The organism is Streptomyces sp. NBC_01092 (assembly GCF_045039535.1).
Classification (GTDB): Bacteria; Actinomycetota; Actinomycetes; order Streptomycetales; family Streptomycetaceae; genus Streptomyces.
In genome coordinates this window covers 933,455-950,407 of sequence record NZ_CP108659.1, presented here as the reverse complement: position 1 = coordinate 950,407, position 16,953 = coordinate 933,455, and the positions used below count along the sequence as shown (strand labels likewise).

17 protein-coding genes and 3 pseudogenes are annotated in these 16,953 nt (G+C 72.1%); 8 read left to right on the top strand and 12 right to left on the bottom strand.

All coding sequences use genetic code 11. The annotated features are described in order from the left end of the window. Positions 1 to 564 precede the first annotated feature (564 nt). On the top strand, positions 565 to 852 hold the full coding sequence (locus OG254_RS04080; RefSeq protein ID WP_405577301.1) for a metal-sensitive transcriptional regulator: 288 nt from the start codon (positions 565 to 567) through the stop codon (positions 850 to 852). 49 nt (positions 853 to 901) lie between these two features. After that, positions 902 to 1,297, top strand: a complete 396-nt coding sequence (locus tag OG254_RS04075) for a DUF302 domain-containing protein (protein WP_405577299.1) — start codon at positions 902 to 904, stop codon at positions 1,295 to 1,297. Between the two features lie 519 nt (positions 1,298 to 1,816). Here the strand turns inward: OG254_RS04075 and OG254_RS04070 are convergent. From OG254_RS04070 to OG254_RS04045, 6 genes and pseudogenes are all read right to left on the bottom strand, one after another. Next, a pseudogene (locus OG254_RS04070) lies at positions 1,817 to 2,353 on the bottom strand (FAD-dependent oxidoreductase); the annotation flags it as partial. Between the two features lie 49 nt (positions 2,354 to 2,402). Further along, on the bottom strand, positions 2,403 to 2,579 hold the full coding sequence (locus OG254_RS04065) for a hypothetical protein (protein WP_405577297.1): 177 nt from the start codon (positions 2,577 to 2,579) through the stop codon (positions 2,403 to 2,405). Beyond that, entirely contained in the window at positions 2,576 to 2,845 is a 270-nt protein-coding gene (locus tag OG254_RS04060) for a hypothetical protein (protein ID WP_405577295.1), read from the bottom strand. The genes OG254_RS04065 and OG254_RS04060 overlap by 4 nt, the downstream gene beginning before the upstream one ends. Positions 2,846 to 2,875: 30 nt before the next feature. Further along, entirely contained in the window at positions 2,876 to 3,403 is a 528-nt protein-coding gene (locus OG254_RS04055; RefSeq protein ID WP_405577292.1) for a hypothetical protein, read from the bottom strand. 169 nt (positions 3,404 to 3,572) lie between these two features. Beyond that, positions 3,573 to 4,475: a universal stress protein gene (locus OG254_RS04050; RefSeq protein WP_405577290.1), complete on the bottom strand. Its 903-nt coding sequence runs from the start codon at positions 4,473 to 4,475 to the stop codon at positions 3,573 to 3,575. A gap of 130 nt (positions 4,476 to 4,605) precedes the next feature. Then, positions 4,606 to 4,956, bottom strand: a pseudogene (locus OG254_RS04045) (MFS transporter); the annotation flags it as partial. Between the two features lie 311 nt (positions 4,957 to 5,267). On the opposite strand from OG254_RS04045, the gene OG254_RS04040 reads away from it, so the two are divergent. Beyond that, a complete protein-coding gene (locus OG254_RS04040) occupies positions 5,268 to 5,690 on the top strand; it encodes an Hsp20/alpha crystallin family protein (RefSeq protein ID WP_405577288.1) in 423 nt (140 codons plus the stop codon). 128 nt (positions 5,691 to 5,818) lie between these two features. Here the strand turns inward: OG254_RS04040 and OG254_RS04035 are convergent, their stop codons facing one another. Next, a complete protein-coding gene (locus OG254_RS04035) occupies positions 5,819 to 6,274 on the bottom strand; it encodes an OsmC family protein (protein WP_405577286.1) in 456 nt (151 codons plus the stop codon). 472 nt (positions 6,275 to 6,746) lie between these two features. On the opposite strand from OG254_RS04035, the pseudogene OG254_RS04030 reads away from it, so the two are divergent. The 5 genes and pseudogenes from OG254_RS04030 to OG254_RS04010 all read left to right on the top strand — a co-directional run. Then, a pseudogene (locus tag OG254_RS04030) lies at positions 6,747 to 6,863 on the top strand (MBL fold metallo-hydrolase RNA specificity domain-containing protein); the annotation flags it as partial. Positions 6,864 to 7,117: 254 nt separating this feature from the next. Continuing rightward, entirely contained in the window at positions 7,118 to 7,990 is an 873-nt protein-coding gene (locus tag OG254_RS04025; protein WP_405577284.1) for a universal stress protein, read from the top strand. 185 nt (positions 7,991 to 8,175) lie between these two features. Next, positions 8,176 to 11,034: a cation-translocating P-type ATPase gene (locus OG254_RS04020; RefSeq protein WP_405577282.1), complete on the top strand. Its 2,859-nt coding sequence runs from the start codon at positions 8,176 to 8,178 to the stop codon at positions 11,032 to 11,034. Continuing rightward, on the top strand, positions 11,031 to 11,690 hold the full coding sequence (locus tag OG254_RS04015; RefSeq protein WP_405577280.1) for a potassium channel family protein: 660 nt from the start codon (positions 11,031 to 11,033) through the stop codon (positions 11,688 to 11,690). Before OG254_RS04020 ends, OG254_RS04015 begins: the two co-directional genes overlap by 4 nt. Further along, the gene (locus tag OG254_RS04010) at positions 11,687 to 12,343 is read left to right on the top strand and encodes a potassium channel family protein (protein ID WP_405577278.1); all 657 of its coding nucleotides are present in this window, start codon (positions 11,687 to 11,689) and stop codon (positions 12,341 to 12,343) included. Before OG254_RS04015 ends, OG254_RS04010 begins: the two co-directional genes overlap by 4 nt. Before the next feature lie 39 nt (positions 12,344 to 12,382). On the opposite strand, the gene OG254_RS04005 is transcribed toward OG254_RS04010, so the two are convergent. Genes OG254_RS04005 through OG254_RS03985 form a run of 5 tightly spaced genes read right to left on the bottom strand, consistent with a single transcriptional unit; the run spans position 12,383 to position 16,953 of the window. Beyond that, on the bottom strand, positions 12,383 to 13,024 hold the full coding sequence (locus tag OG254_RS04005; RefSeq protein ID WP_405577276.1) for a V-type ATP synthase subunit D: 642 nt from the start codon (positions 13,022 to 13,024) through the stop codon (positions 12,383 to 12,385). Continuing rightward, a complete protein-coding gene (locus tag OG254_RS04000; protein WP_405577274.1) occupies positions 13,021 to 14,439 on the bottom strand; it encodes a V-type ATP synthase subunit B in 1,419 nt (472 codons plus the stop codon). Before OG254_RS04000 ends, OG254_RS04005 begins: the two co-directional genes overlap by 4 nt. Continuing rightward, positions 14,436 to 16,205, bottom strand: coding sequence for a V-type ATP synthase subunit A (locus OG254_RS03995; protein ID WP_405577272.1), 1,770 nt, complete (start codon positions 16,203 to 16,205; stop codon positions 14,436 to 14,438). Before OG254_RS03995 ends, OG254_RS04000 begins: the two co-directional genes overlap by 4 nt. Then, the gene (locus OG254_RS03990; RefSeq protein ID WP_405577270.1) at positions 16,202 to 16,729 is read right to left on the bottom strand and encodes a hypothetical protein; all 528 of its coding nucleotides are present in this window, start codon (positions 16,727 to 16,729) and stop codon (positions 16,202 to 16,204) included. Before OG254_RS03990 ends, OG254_RS03995 begins: the two co-directional genes overlap by 4 nt. Further along, positions 16,726 to 16,953: a hypothetical protein gene (locus tag OG254_RS03985; RefSeq protein ID WP_405577268.1), complete on the bottom strand. Its 228-nt coding sequence runs from the start codon at positions 16,951 to 16,953 to the stop codon at positions 16,726 to 16,728. The genes OG254_RS03990 and OG254_RS03985 overlap by 4 nt, the downstream gene beginning before the upstream one ends.

Below are 16,953 nucleotides of genomic sequence, written 5' to 3'. Positions count from 1 at the left end.
GGTGACGGTGCAAGAAGGGCGGTCGCACATGACCGGCGACGCGCCTTTGGTGACGACTTGCGGCCGCCGGATCGCCGTGAGGTGCCTGAGGATCGCGTCAACGGACCGGCCGATCAGCCGAGTCGCCCTGGACGTGGGCCGGGACCAGGGCGGTGAGCCGGGAGTCTGGGCGGCACTGACCCCGGACGAGGCACGCGATCTCGCGCGCCGCCTCCTCGCCCACGCTGCGCTCGCGGAGCGCGGCCCCGGGAACGCCGCCAGCTGATGGCTCGGGCCGCTCAGTCGTGGATGCCGGTGTGCGGTTCAGCCCGGACGGTCGGCTCACGCTCCCCGGACCGGCACGACGCAGGCTCGGCGAGAACGTGCTCGCGGACCGGCTCGCCGCTCCCGGGAGCTGCTCTTCCCGCGCCCCGACCGCACGGAGGGCGGCCCCGCCGGGCAGCTGTCCGACTTCGAGGACATGCGTTGGTTCCCGGTGACGCCGGTCTGTCTGGAGCGAACCCGGCCCGGTGTCGACGCATCGGGCGTTACAATACCCATAGGGGTATTTATCCGGGAGTGACTGTGGAACTCGAACTCGAAGGCGCGGACCTCAAGGCCGTGCTGAACCGGCTGCGCCGGGCGCAAGGACAGATCTCCGGTGTGATCCGGATGATCGAGGAGGGCCGTGACTGTGAGGAGGTCGTCACACAACTCGCCGCCGCCTCACGTGCGCTGGACCGGGCAGGTTTCGCGATCATCGCCACGGGTCTTGAGCAGTGTGTGACCGACATCGAGTCCGGGCGGAAGAACGGCGAGGACACCGCGCAGATGCGCTCCCGCCTGGAGAAGCTGTTTCTGTCACTGGCCTGACAGCAGTGCGACACCCGCCCCCGCGCGAACCGACCAGGAAGACCCCGCTATGCGCTACGACCGCACCGTGCACCTCGACACCGACTTCGCCACCGCCGTCGACCGGGTACGCGACGCCCTCTCCGCCCAGGGCTTCGGCATCCTGACCGAGATCGACGTCACGGCCACGCTCAAGGCCAAGCTCGATCACGACATGGAGGACTACGTCATCCTCGGCGCCTGCAACCCGCCGCTCGCCCACCGGGCCCTGGAGACCGACCGCTCCATCGGCCTCCTGCTGCCCTGCAACGTGGTCGTCCGCGCCGACGGGGAGCGAACCGCCGTACAGGTCCTGGACCCGAACACGATGGTCGCCCTCACCGAGCTCGATGCCCTGCGCCCGGTCGCCGAGGAGGCCACCCGCCGCCTGGACGCCGCCCTCGCGTCGCTGACGGCGAACGGCTGACCGGACCGTCACTCCTCCGGACGGTGTCCATTGCCCCGGACAGGTACTCCGCCACACACAGCCCGCATTGCAGTGGTCCAGGTCGATCGCGAACCCCCTTGCCCGGCCCCAGCTTGATGATCGCGTTGTCCGGGCAGACGCCGTAGCAGTTGTCTCACTCGAAGCAGTTCCCGCAGGACATGCAGCTTCGGGCCTCGAACAGGGCGTTGGACTCGTCGAGCCCCCGCACCGCCTCGTCGAACGTCGAGACGCGGCGGGCCAGTTCGAACGGGGGCTGCTGCGACGCGGGCGTGTTCGAGTAGTACCAGGTGTCGGGTCGCTCGAAGTCCGCCGGCCCTGGCCCCCGGCTCGTGCGAAGTGGCGCGCAGATAGGCGTCGATGTGCCGCGCCGCCTTCTTCCCGTGCCCCACTGCCACCGTCACCTGTGCTCCGCGGGCACCATGTCACCCCGGCGAGGATGCCCTGATGCCCCGTCATCAGACCCTCGGCGACCTGGATCGTGCCGTGGTCCACCGTCAGCTCCGGCACGCCCTTCAGCAGCGTCAGATCGGAGTCCTGCCCCAGCACCAGCACCACCGTGTCGGCGTCCAACTCCTCCAACTCGCCCGTCGGCTGCGGGAACCCCGCCTCGTCGAGCCGCATCGGCTCGATGGCGAGGCGGCCGCCGTCGGCATGCTGGACGTCGTCGACGCGGGGGCCGCATTCCAGCGTGATTCCCATCGACAGGATGCGGTCGATCTCCGCGTCCAGTACCTCCCGGGGCAGTCGGTAGCGCGGGATGCCGTAGCGCACCATGCCGAACGGGGGTTCCTGTGCCTCACGGATCGTCACCTCATGACCGAGGAGCCGGAGATGGTACGCCGCCGACAGCCCGGCCGGGCCGGAGCCTACGACCAGCACCTGCTTGCCGGACGAGACCGAAGGCGCCTGCACCGTCCCACCCCGCCTGATCGCCTCGTCCCCCAGGAAGCGCTCGACCGCGTTGATGCCCACGGCGTTGTCGACCTGTACGCGGTTGCAGGCGGTCTCGCACGGGTGGTAGCAGACATGGCCCATGACGGCCGGCAGCGGGTTGTCCCGCATCAACTGTCGCCAGGCGGACTCGTTAGTCGCCGCTCTCCGCGTGGAAGAGCCACTGCTGGATGTGTTCACCGGCCGGGCAGGCCTGGTTGCACGGCGGCAGCCGGTGGACGTACTCGGGACGCTCGGTGCGCCAGGCGCCGGCCCGGTTGGCCGGACTGGAGCTCACGTCCAGGGTGATCGCGAACGGTTTCTCCTTCACGGCGCGGCCTCCTGTGCCTGCTCGTGTGCCCGCTCCTGGGCCAGCAGCCCGAAGCGGGCGATGTTGCGGTCGGCAGTCCGCTGGATGCGGGCGATGACGTCAGTGCGCGGCTCCGGCTCGAAGTGGTGCGCGTACCGCTTCTGCGGGCGGAGATACTCCTCCACCGGAACCCGCCGACGGATCGGCGTCACGTCGGTGACCTCGCCATACTCGGCCTCGAACACGGGGAACAGGCAGCTCTGTTCGGCCAGCCGCGCGATGCGCACCGTGTCGCGGGATCTCGTGCGCCATAGCGATCAGCGAGCAGGCTCGTGCCCTGCCCGAAGGAGGCGCCGGGTGCCTCGCCGACCGCCTGGGTGGTCGCCGTGCGCGCGGCCGGGGGAGTGGCTCCGCAGCGCTGAACGGCGGTATTCATGCACGCCTCGTTGTCGTAGCAGACGTACAGGACGTCGTCGTCGCGCTCGAACATGCCCGAGAGACAGGGCCGGCCCGATGTCGACCGAGTCGCCGTCCCCGCCCTGCCCGACCACGCGGACGTCCGTGCATCCCTTGGTGCGCAGCGCGGCGGCGACTCCGGCGGCGACTGCGGGTGCGTTGCCGAACAGGGAGTGCAGCCACGGCAGTTGCCAGGAGGTCCCCGGGTACGGCGTGGAGAACACCTCTAGGCGGCCCGTCGCGTTGACCGCGATCACCTTGCCGCCGGCCGCCCGCTGTGCCGCGTCGAGGACGTTGCGGGCGCCGAGCGCCTCGCCGCCGCCCTGGCAGGCGCGATGGCCGGAAGTGAGCGCGTTGGCCCGGTCCGGATCGGCCTGGTCGGTCTGCAATTCCGGGGCGAGCAGCCGGTTGCCGGAATCACGGGCAACCTCCTTCCAGACAGGTCCTCCTCCCGTCGTACCGCTACGACGGGCCGTGCCTCAGGGGCCGACGGTCACAAGCCGGGAATACGGGCCCCTCCCGGTCCGACCCCTGCCGACCGAACCGGGAGGGATGTTTTCACTCGTGCGGCACGATCGCGACGGGGCAGCGGACGTGGTGCATCACCGCGTGCGCGACGGGACCGGTGTGTGCTCCGATCCTGGTCGGGCGGATCTTGCGGCCGACGGCCAGCATGCCGGCGTCCCGCGCGGCGTGCAGCAGGTGTTGTGTCGGACGGCCCTCCTTGACCAGCTCGGTGACCTCCACGCCGGGGTACTTCTCCCGCCACGGTCCGAGCACGGCCTCCAGCGCCTGCTCGGCGGCTGCCCCCACGTCCCTGCGCGCCTTCGCCTCCAGCGCATGGGGCACATACGGCAGCTGCCAGGTGTGTACAACCCGCAGTGGAGCGGCACGCAGCGTCGCGCTCTCGAAGGCGTACGCGAGCAGCTCCTTGCACGAGTGCGCCGGGTCCACGCCGACGACGACGGCGCGGTACGGGCTGTGCGCCGATGGCTGGCCCTGCGCGTCCGGCTCATGATCGGCCTCACGGGTCTGGTCGGCCCGCACGAGCACGACGGGCCGTGCTACATGGGCCACCGTCGCCAGCGCCACCGAGCCGGCCATGAACCCGCCGAAGCCGCTGAAAGCCCGGCTGCCCAGGACCAGCAGCTCGGCCTCGTCGCCCGCTGCCACCAGGGCGTCGGCCGCGGGACGGGAGATCTGCTCGACACTCAGATAGACCTGCGGATAGCGTTCGTTGATCCGGTCCATGGCACTGCGCAGGATCCGCCGCGCCCAGGAGCGCGGAGCCTCCAGCTCGGGCGACTCCGACTCGTCGGGCGATGTGCCGCCCTCCCAGGCGTGCACCAGCCGCAAAGGCAGGCCACGCCTGAGTGCCTCCCTGGCCGCCCAGTCGGCGGCTGCGAGGCTCTCTCGGGAACCGTCCAGTCCCACCACGACGGGGCGAAGCACAGTCATCATCTCCCCAGTTCTCGTCGGTGCCCGCGCGCCGGTGCGCGGGCTCCTGCACTACCAGGATCCCCGCGCGACCGGCGGCCCCGGCAGGGGCCAATGCGGCCTGGCCCGGGGCCGAAGGGCCCTTTGGCGCCGCTCAGTGCGGTGCGACGGCAGGGGCGCGGTGTCTGACCGCCCGGCGCACGCCCGTGGCGGTGACGACCAGGGTGGCGGCCGCCACGACGGCGAGCAGCACCAGTCCCAGCGCGTACAAGCCGAGGGTGCCCTGGAGCAAGCCCATCACCAGCGGCGGCACGAAGCCGCCCAGCCCGCCCGCAGCCCCGACGACTCGGGTGACCGAGCCGGTCCGCTCGGGCGGCGCCAGTAGTGCCACGAAGGCGAACGTCGCCCCGCTGCCTGCGCCCAGCGCGGCCGTCATGGCCAGGCAGGCCGGAGTGCCCACCGGTGCGAGGGACGGGGGGAAGGACTGCACCAGGGCACTCGCGACGCATGATGACCGTGACCACGCCCCGGCTGACCAGTGCCGTCGGTCGTCGACGGCGAGGGCGTGCTGAACGGCATCGTCAGCCGGTCCCGACCTGCTCAAGGGCCGCGAGTTGCTGGGACCACGTCGCCGCCCCGATCTCGACCTGGATCCTCTCGACGACGGCTGGGCCGTACGACCGTCCGGAGCAGCCGGCACCGCGTGACGAGCTCACCGTGCGGCAAAGGGCCGACCGGGTCTCCCAGAGGGCCGTTCGGCCCAGGCGCACCCTGCGCTGGGGCGTGACGATGGAAGTGGGAAGAAGGGAGGGTGACATGAGCGGCATGATCGAGCGGCTGCCCGGCTGGCCGACTCTTCCCGACCTGTTCGGCTGGGTCGAGGGCGGGTTCCCCGCGGCGCACACCGTTCCGGGGACCCACGGCATCCGCGTCGAGGAGCGCCTGACTGAGGGGACGTACGTGCTACGGGCCGAGCTCCCGGGCATCGACCCCGCGAAGGACGTCGAGATCACCATCACGGAAGGTCTGCTCACCCTGCGAGCCGAGCGCACCGAAGAGACCAAGGAGAAGCACCACTCGGAGTTCCGCTACGGCACGTTCACCCGTTCCGTCCGGCTGCCGGCCGGAGCCAAGGGGGACGAGGCGACCGCGGAATACAAGGACGGAGTCCTGACCATCAAGGTTCCGGTCCCGGAGGAGAAGACGGGCACCAGGACCATCCCCGTGCGGCACGTCTGAGCGCTGTTGCGCGCTGAGGCCGCACCGCGTGTGCGTGGCCGGTTGATCACGGCCACGCACACGCGTCTGCCCGCGACGCAACCGCCGCCCTGTGCTCCGCCCACCGGAGCTTGAACCGCAAGCACGGGTTACGTGAGATGCGGCTCCAGCTCGATGTCGATCGCCGGCGGCTGGCGCAGCGTGTTGTGGATCGTGCAGTGCGACGCGACCGCGAGGAGGGCCGCATGGCGCTGCGCGGACAGAGCGGACGGCGGGGTGAGGATCACGCGGACGGACGCGACGCGTGCCGGGCGGTCGATGGCCATGGTGAACTCCGCGCGCACCTGCAACCCGGTGTGGTGCAGCCCGTGGCGCCGGAGATAGCGGCCCGCGTAAAAGGCCACGCAGGTGGCGAGGGAGGCCGCGAACAGTTCGGTGGGTGTGGGCGCGGTGTCCTTCCCACCCGCCTCCGTGGGCTGGTCGACCAAGAGCTGGTGACCACGCACGTCGACGGCGTACGCATCCCCGTCCAGGTGGGTGACCTCGAGAACATGGGCCACGGCGTTCTCCGGTCGCGATGTCGTCTCCGGCACTGTGCTCGTCATGGCCGCGCCTCTCTCGTGGACATCGGTTTCTCCGGTTTCCAGTGGAACGCGGACGACACGGCTCGCACAGGGGCCGAGGGGAGCAGTGGCCGGGGCCGTTCGGCCCCTATGGACGACCGCCGACGCTGAGTGACCTGGTGTCCCGGACGCAGGTGCTGTCCCCTTCATGGAGATACCCCCTAGGGTATCTAGGTCGGGGTCACCGGCCTCGCACCCCACCTCATTTCCCGCACGAGAGTCAGGAGTCCGTCGAGCTGAGCCGCGAGAGCGGGCCTGCCGTCATCGTCTCCGAGTCCGGCATGGCCACCGGGGGGACGCGTCCTGCACCACCTGCGGCGGCTGTTTCGCGGCTCAGGGAACGCGTGTCCGCGGCCTCGTCGACGGGGCGAAGGCGGCCAAGTAGTTCGGCGAGTACGTTCCCGTCCGCGCCGAGGTCGCCGACGTACCGCACTTCTCGGCACACGCCGACGCCGGACAGATCGTCGAGTGGCTCCGCGGGGCACCCGCCCCGCATGCCACCTATCCGGTGCGCGGGGAGCCCGACGCGGCTGAGGCGCTGCGCGATCGCTTGGACCGGACGCTGGGCTGAACCGCGGTCGTCCCGCGCTCCGGGGAGCGGGTCCTCGTCCGCTGAGCGACCGCGCCCGGTCCAGGCTCAGTACGGAAGGGGCCGCGCGGAGGGAGTGCCCAGATCCGGGGGCCGCGGCTGCCGCGGTGTCCCGGGGCACTTGGCCGCCTGTCGACGCATAGAGCCCGCGAAGCCGTGGCATGGCGGCACTCGGCGGCAGGGGTGAGGCTGGAAGGACAGAACGGACGGCGGCGCGGAGATCTCCTGGAGGTGCCATGACTGGTGCGGACGGGCGTCGGCCGATCGTGGTGGGTGTCGACCCCGATCCTTCGAAGCGGCTGGCGCTGGCCTGGGCCGCCGACGAAGCGGGTCGCCGTGGCCTGCCGTTGCGGCTCGTCCACGCCCAGGGCATGCCGACCCGGGGATACCGGTCGGGCGAGCCACGGCCGTCCTGGGAGGAGTGGAACCGGGCGCTGCACGGCGTGGGCGACCAAGTACTCGAGGAGGCGGTTGCCTTCGTCGAGTCGCGGCAGCCGACGGTGGAGGTGTCGACGCTGCTGGCGGAGGGTGAGCCGGCGTGGGTCCTGCGCGAGGAGGCGCGGACCGCCTCCCTGGTCGTGGTGGGCTCCTGGCACCTGAGCAGGCGGCGTGAGATGTTCTCCGCTACCTCGGTGGCGCTCCCGCTCACTGCCCACGCTCCCTGCCCGGTCGCCGTCGTACCGGAGCCGGAGCACGTTGCTCAGAAGCCTCCGTACTTCGTGGTCGGCGTCGACGGCAGTGAGCATTCGGCCGCAGCGGTGGACATGGCCTTCGAGGAGGCGGCCCTGCGCGGAGCGCTCCTGCGGGCCCTGTACGTGTGGCATCCGCCGCTCCTAGGTGTGCTGGACGAGGACGCCGCAGAGCAGGAGTGCCGCCGTGTGCTGTCCGAGACGGTCGCGGGCCGCACCGCGAAATACCCGGACGTGGAACTGCACCATGAAGTCGTCCGCGGGCACCCGGTGCAGATCCTGACGGGCGCCTCGGAACATGCCCTGGGCCTGGTCGTGGGAACCCGGGGGCACGGAGGATTCACGGGCATGCTGCTGGGCTCGGTGAGCCAGGGAGTACTGCACCACGCTCACTGCACCGTCATCACGGTGCCGGTGTGAGGGGGCTAACGGCCCGGACCTTTGCCCCGGACGGCCCTGTTGGCTTCGTCCGGCCCGTCACACGATGAGCAGGCGCCGCCGATCGAGGGCGGCGAACCGGCGAAACCTCCGCCGAACTCCCTGGAGACCGTGATGGCAGCCTCGTCCAAGGCCCTCCGCGCAACCCGGCCGGTTCCATCGGTGACTTGGATCTCGTCACCGCACGGGATCGGATGATGCGCACCGGTACGGACCCGCTGGTACCGGGCGGAGCGGGGGGCGAGGCGGTCGGCGCCGCGTCCGCTTCGAGCCCGCGTCCCGCCGTACGACAGCTCGCTGCCGACGAGGTCTTCGCCGCGCTGGACACGTCACGGCGTGGCCTGTCGGCAGCGCAGGCACGCGCCAGGCTGGCGCGGTACGGGGCCAACGAACTGCCCCCTGCGGGGCGCCGCGCCGTGTGGCGGCAGCTGGGGGCGCAGTTCACCGACCTCTTCGCGGTCGTCCTGATCGTCGCTTCGGGGATCACCTTCCTGGCGTACGGGCTGGAAGAGCCGCGTGACATCGGCACGTTCCAGCTGGCGGTGGCGATCCTGGGCGTCGTCGTGCTGAACGCCGCCATCGGCTTCGCCCAGGAGTACTCGGCCGAGCGGACGGCCCAGGCGCTGGAGGCGATGGTGCCCCACACCTGCCGGGTGCTGCGCGGCGGCGAGCGGCTGGAGGTTCCTGCCCGGGAGCTGGTGCCGGGCGACGTGGTCGTGCTGGAGGCCGGGGACGCGGTGTCGGCGGACTGCCGGGTGGTGGAGGCGCACGAGCTGGCCGTGAACAACGCGCCGCTCACCGGGGAGAGCAATGCCGTGGGCCGCACGGCCGACCCGGTGGCTGCCGGGCCGCCGTTGGAGGCCCGTAACTGCGTGTTCATGGGAACCGACGTCGTCGCCGGGTCGGGGCGGGCGGTGGTCTTTGCGTCAGGTGCGAAAACCGAGTTCGGGCGGATCTACCGGCTGGCCGCGGCGGCTCCCCGGCAGAAGACCCCGCTACAGCTCCAGGTGGCCTCCATGGCCCGGCGGGTGGCGGGGGCGGCCCTGGCGATCGGCGCCTTGATGTTCGCCGTACGACTGCCCACCGGGGAGTCTTCGGTGACCTCGTTCGTGTTCGCCCTGGGGGTGATGGTGGCGCTCGTACCGGAAGGGCTGCCCGCCACCCTCTCGGTGTCGCTGGCGATCGGGGTACGGCGGATGGCGCGCCGGCACGCCTTGATCAAGCAGCTGCTGGCGGTGGAGGCGCTCGGGTCGACCACCGTGGTGTGCACGGACAAGACCGGGACGCTCACCCAGGCGGAGATGACCGTCACGCGGGTGTGGGCGGGGGGTGTGCCGCACCCGGTGAGCGGTGTGGGGTACGCCCCGAGCGGCGAGGTCGCCGATGCGGCTCCGGTGCGTGACCTGCTGCGCGTGGCGGCCCTGTGCTGCAACGCCCGGCTGATTCCACCCGAAGGCCCCGGGGGCCGGGAGCACTGGCGGGTGCTCGGTGACACCACCGAGGGGGCGCTGCTCGTCGCCGCGGCAAAGACGGGCCTCGATCTGGACGCGGAGGAGGCGGAGGCCCCGCGGGTGACGGAGTTCCCATTCGACTCGGACCGCAAGCTGATGACCACGGTGCACAAGACCGGCGCGGGCTACCAGGCTTATGTCAAGGGAGCACCGGGGGAGCTGATTGCGCGGTGTACTGACGTGGAGTGGGAGGGCCGGCGCGGTCCCTTGATCGAGGCGGACCACGCGGCAGTCGTGGCGGCGAGTGACGCGCTGGCGTCCCAGGGGCTGCGGGTGCTGGCCGTCGCATGGCGGGAGCTGGACGGGTCACGCCCAGCGCAGCACGAGGCCGAGTCCGGACTCACCCTGCTGGGACTGGTCGGCATGCTGGACCCGCCGCGTCCCGAGGTCACCGACGCGGTCGCCGCCTGCCGCCGGGCCGGCATCCGGATCGTCATGGTCACCGGCGACCACCCGCTGACCGGGGAGGCCGTGGCCCGCCGGGTCGGGATCGTCCGGGGACCGGATCCGGTCGTGGTGACGGGCGCCCGGCTCGACGCGATGGACGACGAGGCGCTCGACGCACTGCTCGCCGAACCGTCCGAGCTGCTGCTGTGCCGGGTCAGCCCCGAGCACAAGATGCGTGTGGTCACCGCCTTCCAGCGGCGGGGCGAGGTGGTGGCGGTCACCGGGGACGGCGCGAACGACGCCCCTGCGCTCAAGCACGCCGACATCGGTGTGGCGATGGGAGTGTCGGGCACCGACGTCGCCCGGGAGGCGGCCTCGATGGTGCTGCTGGACGACTCGTTCGCGTCCATCGCGGCGGCGGTGCGGCTCGGCCGGGCGGTCTACCAGAACATCCGCAAATTTCTCGTCTACCTCTTCAGCCACAACATCGGGGAGCTGGTCCCGATCCTGGTGGCGACGTTCGCCGGGTTCCCGCTGGTGCCCATCAGCGCGGTACAGATCCTGGCGATCGACTTGGGGTCCGATGTGCTGCCCGCCCTGGCCCTGGGCGCGGAACCGCCGGAGCCCGACGTGATGGACCGCCCGCCGCGCTCCCGCCGGGAACGCCTGTTCTCGGCCGCCGTCGTGGGGCGGATCCTGTTCCTCGGTGGCATCCAGGCGGTCTGCGTGAGCGCCGTGTTCTTCTGGCACATCGGCTCCTCGGGCATCCCGTTCGACGACTTCACCGAGGACACCCTCGCCTACCAGGAGGCGATCACGATGGTCCAGGCCGGGATCGTGCTCAGCCAGTTCTTCAATGCGCTCGCCGTGCGCACCGACCGCCAGAGCATCCTGAAAGTGGGACTGCTGTCCAATCCCGCCCTGCTGACGGCGGGCGGCTTCGGCATCGCTCTCATGGCCGCAATCAGCTATCTCCCGCCGCTGCAAGCCGTCTTCAACACCGCCCCGCTCGACGCCGCCGACTGGGCGGTCCTCGCCGGGCTCGGCACCCTGCCCCTGATCGCGGACGAGGCCCGCAAGGCGTGGCTGCGTCGCAGCACCCACCGCCGGAAAGGAGCCCCACGGTGAAGGTGATCGTCGTCGGCTGCGGACGGGTGGGCTCCACGCTCGCCGGTCTGCTCGCCGCGGAAGGGCACGACGTGCGGGTCGTCGACAGGCGTCCCAAGGCGGCCGGGCGGCTGCCCGAAAGCCCCCGTATCCGCTTCCACGAGGGCAACGGCTACAGCCGAGCCGTGCTCCAGGCCGCCGGGATCGAGCACGCGGACGCTTTCGTCGCCGTCACCTCCGGGGACAACAGCAACATCGTCAGCGCGCGCACGGCGAAGGAGACCTACCGGGTACCGATCGTCCTCGCCCGCATCTACGATCCCCGGCGCGCCGACATCTACCGCGACCTCGGCATCCCCACCATCGCCAGCGTCCGCTGGACCGTGCACCAGATCCACCAGATGCTGCTGCACCGCCATCTGAGCCCCGAACTCAGCTTCGGCAACGGAGAGACGCTACTCGTCCGTTCCGAGGTCCCCGACTACCGCATCGGGCGGCGGCTGACCGAGTTCGACGTCGACGGCGAGATCCGCGTTGTCGAGGTCACCCGCGGGGGCCGTTCCCTGATCCCCGCGCACAGCACGCCCGCGCAGGCGGGCGACCTGGTCACCTTCGCCGTCGCCGCCACCGCGCTGGGCAGGCTGCGCGGCTTTCTCGACAAGGAGCTGGGGACGTGAACGTGCTCATCGCCGGAGCGGGACGCCTCGGCACCCAGATCGCCCAGGTGCTCTCCGCGGCCCGCAACGAGGTCACACTGATCGACATCGACGACGACCGCGTGGCCGAACTGGAGGGCCGCATCGCCGTGCGGCTGGTCGCCGGGGACGCCTGCGAACCGGCCCTCCTGGAAGACGCCGGTGCGCTGACCGCCGACCTCGTGATCGCCACCACGGGGGACGACGAGGACAACCTCGTCATCAGCCTTCTCGCTAAACGGCAGTTCTCGGTGCCTCGCGTGGCCGCCCGGGTCAACGACGCCGACAACGCCTGGCTGTTCGACGGGCGCTGGGGCGTCGACGTCGCCGTTCCCGCCGCCACGCCGCTGATCTCCCTCATCGAGGAGGCCACCGGCGCCACCGACACGGTCGCCCTGCTGCGGCTGAGCAAGGCCGGCGTCGACGTCATCGAAACGGCCATCACACCGCAGTCCAGGGCGGTCGGCCGTGCCCTGGGAGACGTCCGACTCCCCGAAGGGACGGTCGTCGCCACCATCGTCCGCGACGGACAGCCCACGGTGCCGGATCCGTCGATCCTGCTTCGGCCCGGCGACGAACTCCTCCTCGTCTCGCACTCCGCGACGGAGGAGGAGATCCACGCGGCGTTCCAGTAATGCGCCCCCGGATGTGGAGCACCGCGGAACCCGGAACAGTCATGGCCCGGCCGCCGCCCCGCCGCCCTCGGCCTTCCTCGCGGCCCAGCGCCGGCGGACGCTGTCCTCATGCTCGGCCTGCTCCAGGGCCAGGTCGGCCCGGTCGAGCGCCTCCCGCAGGTGGGGGATCCAGTGGCGCCGCAGGGCACGGACCCGGTGCCGGGTGCTGATGACCTCCGCGCCCAGCAGCTCGGCGGCGGCGTGCGCGGCCCCGTACTCCGCGGCGGCGCGCAGGGCACGGCCGTAGGCCGCCTCGGCGTGCACGAGGGCCGTGTTGGTGGGAGCGGCGGCGGTGGGCGGCCGGGCGGGCACGGACGTGGCGACGGCAGCCGGGTGGCGTACCCCCATGGAGGTGGCCCAGTGCACCGTGATCTCGGCGGGACCGATGCCCGCGGCGGCCGAGTCGAGGGCTCGTTCCCCGCTCAGCAGCAGTCCCCGCAGCAGCCATGTCTCGGCCTCTGGCAGCAGGTCCCGCCAGGCACTGGCGGCTGCTTTCTCCGCGTGCACCAGCCGCTCGTGCTCGGAGCGGAGGATGCGCAGCTTCTGCTCCAGCAGGTTGGCTCCGCGCTCGGCGACTTCGAGGCTGTGCCGCAGCCGCAGGCGTCCCGCACGACCGGGCGGCGTACGGCGTGCGCCGGTCATGGGGACACCCCCTCATCGAGATCGCCGGGATCGGCGAGGTCCCTCGCCCCGTGGGCGTCGAGGAGCCGCGCGGGGAGCATGGAGAGCTGGCTGCGGGGCAGGGTGAGCAGGGCCCGCCAGCCGCGTTCCAGCGAGGTGTCGAGGTCGCGTGGTTCGTCGGCGCGCTGGTCGGCGAAATCCCGCAGGAACGCTTCCTCGAAGGCCAGGTAGCGGCGGTCGGTGGGGCTCAACGCCGCCTGGCCGACCAGGTCGGCGAGGTCGCGGACCTGCCGGGCGCGGGCCAGCGCGGCCAGCAGTTGGGCCGCGACGTCGAGGTGATCGTCACGGGTACGGCCGGGGCCTGCGCCCTTGCGCATCAGCCGGGACAGCGAGGACAGGGCGTCCAGCGGCGGGTACACGCCGCGTGCGTGCGTCTCCGGCGAGAGCACGATCTGGCCCTCGGTGATGTAGCCGGTCAGATCCGGTACGGGGTGGGTGATGTCGCCCGCGGGCATGGTCAGCACCGGCAGCACGGTGACCGAGCCCGGGCGGCCCCGGATGCGTCCGCAGCGTTCGTACAGGGAGGCCAGGTCGCTGTACAGGTAGCCGGGGTAGGCGCGGCGGGCGGGAATCTCTCCGCGGGCGGCGGAGACCTCGCGCAGGGCTTCGGCGTACGTGGTCATGTCGGTCATCACCACGAGGACGTGCCGTCCCTCGGTGTAGGCGAGGTGCTCGGCGACGGTGAGCGCGATGCGCGGGGTGAGGATCCGCTCGATCACCGGGTCGTCGGCCGTGTTCAGCAGCAGCACGAGCTCCCCGGCCGCGGACCGCTCCTCCAGGGCGTCGCGTACGAAGGAGGCGTCGGCGTGGGTCAGTCCCATGCCCGCGAAGACGACGCTGAACGCCTCTCCCGCCACGGTGGCCTGGGCGGCGATCTGGGCGGCCAGTTCCAGGTGCGGCAGCCCGGCCACGGAGAACACCGGCAGTTTCTGTCCGCGTACCAGGGTGGTCAGGGCGTCGACGGCACCGACGCCGGTGAGCACCGGCTCGGACGGCGGCTCGCGCCGCACCGGGTTGATGGGGGTGCCGCCCACCTCGGCCTTGTGGGAGCCGAGAACGGGCGGGCCGTCGTCGAGGGGCGCGCCCCGGCCGTTGCAGACCCGGCCGAGCCAGTCCGTCCCGACGGGGACCCGCAGGGGGCTGCCCGAGAAGGCCGCGCGGACGCCTTCCGGGTCCATGCCCGCGGTGCCCTCCAGGACCTGGACCACCGCCAGGTCGCGGTCGGCATCGAGGACGACGCCGTGGCGCCGTTCGCCTGAGGCGAGGGTGATGCGTGCGTACTCGTCCCAGCCGATCCCGGCCACGCCTTCGATGATCGCGAGTGGCCCTCGCAGTTGCCGCACCTTCGTGTACTCGATCTCGTCGGGCGGGCTCATGGCCGCATCTCTCCCAGCCTGGCGAGCATCGCGTCCCGCCGCGCCGCCACCCCGGCGGCGTCGTGCGGGCCGGTGTCCTCCCGGGCCCGGAGCAGCGGACCGAAGTCGACCTCCTCGACCGAGGCCGCCGGGATGCCGGAGTCCACCAGTTCACGGCAGCGGTCGGCGACCGCGAGGACGGCGTCGGCCAGTGCGGCCGTCTTCTCCGCGCCGCAGTACGCGTCTCGCTCCGACAGCGCGCTCTGCTGCAGCACACCCTCGCGGACCAGCCTGCCCGCCAGCACGCTGATGCGCTCGCGCGCCGGAAGGGCGGCGATGCCGATCAGATCCACCAGATCGGCCAGCCGGTCGGCCTCCGCCAGCACCGCTCCCACCCGTTCGCGGCGCCGGGCCCACGCCGGATCGCCGGCCGTCCGGTGCTCTGCGGTGAGGACCGGTACGTCCCGGGAGAAGGACCCGGCCCAGGAGACCGCAGGATAGTGGCGGGCGTAGGCGAGGTCGCGGTCGAGGGTCCACAGGCAGCGGACGAATCGTTCGGTGTGCGCGGTCACCGGTTCCGTCATGTCCCCGCCGGGCGGGGACACCGCGCCGATCACGGTCACCGAGCCCCGGTCGCCGCCGAGGGTGGTCACTGCGGCGGCCCGTTCGTAAAAGGCCGCGATGGCGGACGCCAAGCCGGCCGGGTAGCCCTCCTCGGCGGGCAGCGCGCCGGTGCGGGAGGCGAATTCGCGCAGCGCCTCCGCCCGCCGGGAGGTCGAGTCGGCGATGACGACGACGTCCAGGCCCATGTCGCGGAAGTACTCGGCGACCGTCACCCCCGTGTGGACGCTGGCCTCACGCGCCATCATCGGCATGTTGGAGGTGTTGGCGATCGTCACGGTGCGGTCTGCGAGGCGTCCGCCCGTGCGCGGGTCCTGGAGTTCCGCAAGCTCGGTGATGACGTCGGCCATCTCGTTGCCGCGCTCCCCGCAGCCGACGTACACGATGACGTCCGCGTCGCACCACTTTGCGATCTGTTGCAGCAGCATCGTCTTGCCGGTGCCGAAGCCACCGGGCACCGCAACCGTGCTGCCCCGGGCCACGGGGAAGAGCAGGTCGATCACCCGCTGGCCGGTGTCGAGGGCCTCGTAGCTGCCGACGCGCTCCCGCACCGGGCGCGGCCGGCGCACCGGCCAGAGGGCGCCGACGGCCACCTCCGTGCCGTTCACCACGGCGACCGTCGCGTCACTCGGACGGTCCCCGGCGACGGCGATCTCCTCGACCGTGCCCCCACAGCCGGGCGGCACGAGGACCTTCACCGGCACCGGCACCGGCCCCGCGTCGCGGAGCTCGCCGAGCGCCTGTCCCTCGGCCACCTGATCGCCCCGCGCCGCCAAGGGGGAGAAGGACCAGGTGCGTTCCTCCGCCGCGTCCCGCTGCGCGCCGGGCAGCAGCCAGTCGCCGGCCCCGGACAGGGGGCGCAGCAGGCCGTCGAAGATTCCGCCGAGCAGCTCAGGGCCGAGCCACACCGACAGCGGACGGCCCTGAGGCAGCGCCGTCTGTCCCGGAGCGAGCCCGCCCGTGTACTCGTACGCCTGGACGGTGACCACGTCACCGCTGATGGCCACGACCTCGCCGGGCAGCCCCGCCGGGCCGAGCGAGACCACGTCGTACATCGCGATGCCGCCCGTGTACTCCATCTCGACCAGCGGCCCGGTGACACGCAGGATCCGCGAGACCGGCTGCCGGGCAGCAGCCCGCTGGTATGTCCCAGCGGCCTGCCTCACGGCTCCCACAGGCTTCGCACCTCCGCTCCCATCCGCTCCAGCGCGCGGTCGGCCAGCGCGGTCAGCGAGAGGTCGACCCGCCTCCCCGGCGCGTGGCCCACCACACCTCCGTCGGCGTGCTCGCTCACCTCGGCGCCGGGCCCCAGAAGGACACGCGCCCGGCGTTCCAGCCGCTCCCGCAAGGACGTGTAGTCACTCGTCCCGCGCAGCTCCCGGACCCGTTCTGCGGCCGCACGGCGCAGCTCCTCGTACGACTCCCGGCGAGCGGCGAGCGTGCCGGACCTGGCCTCACGGCGCGCCCTGACGCGGAGGTCGCGGGCGGAGTCCGCGCCGTCGGCCTCGCCCTGTCGCCGGGCCTCGTCGAGGATCGACCGGGCTTCGGCACGGGCCTGGCCGAGCAGGGTGTCGGCCTCCCGCTCGGCGCGGGCCAGGACCGCTTCCGCGTCGGAATGAGCCGCCCGCAGCAGCTCCACCCGGACCGGGTGGAGGGCGTCTGCCGTCTGGTCGGGTGCCGGGGTCGTCATGGCGGCATCACGGCGATCAGCAGGCGGCGGGCCCGAGGGGCCGCGAAGTCGGGCTCCAGGGCTTCGGCCGCGGCGGGAGTGAGGATGACCAGGTCGATGCCGTCCGGCAGGCTCTGCCAGGCCCGGCGTACGGCGTCGGGGTCGTCGGCCAGGAGGACGACGGCTCCGGCCAGGGCCAGGCCGATCACGCGGGCTCGTTCTCCGAGGGCGGCGACATGACCCAT

Coding starts and splice junctions, on each gene's coding strand:
- OG254_RS04075 (WP_405577299.1), top strand. CDS start 902: ATGCGCTACGACCGCACCGTGCACCTCGACACCGACTTCGCCACCGCC.
- OG254_RS04050 (WP_405577290.1), bottom strand. CDS start 4,475: ATGATGACTGTGCTTCGCCCCGTCGTGGTGGGACTGGACGGTTCCCGA.
- OG254_RS04040 (WP_405577288.1), top strand. CDS start 5,268: ATGAGCGGCATGATCGAGCGGCTGCCCGGCTGGCCGACTCTTCCCGAC.
- OG254_RS04035 (WP_405577286.1), bottom strand. CDS start 6,274: ATGACGAGCACAGTGCCGGAGACGACATCGCGACCGGAGAACGCCGTG.
- OG254_RS04025 (WP_405577284.1), top strand. CDS start 7,118: ATGACTGGTGCGGACGGGCGTCGGCCGATCGTGGTGGGTGTCGACCCC.
- OG254_RS04005 (WP_405577276.1), bottom strand. CDS start 13,024: ATGACCGGCGCACGCCGTACGCCGCCCGGTCGTGCGGGACGCCTGCGG.
- OG254_RS04000 (WP_405577274.1), bottom strand. CDS start 14,439: ATGAGCCCGCCCGACGAGATCGAGTACACGAAGGTGCGGCAACTGCGA.
- OG254_RS03990 (WP_405577270.1), bottom strand. CDS start 16,729: ATGACGACCCCGGCACCCGACCAGACGGCAGACGCCCTCCACCCGGTC.
- OG254_RS03985 (WP_405577268.1), bottom strand. CDS start 16,953: ATGGGTCATGTCGCCGCCCTCGGAGAACGAGCCCGCGTGATCGGCCTG.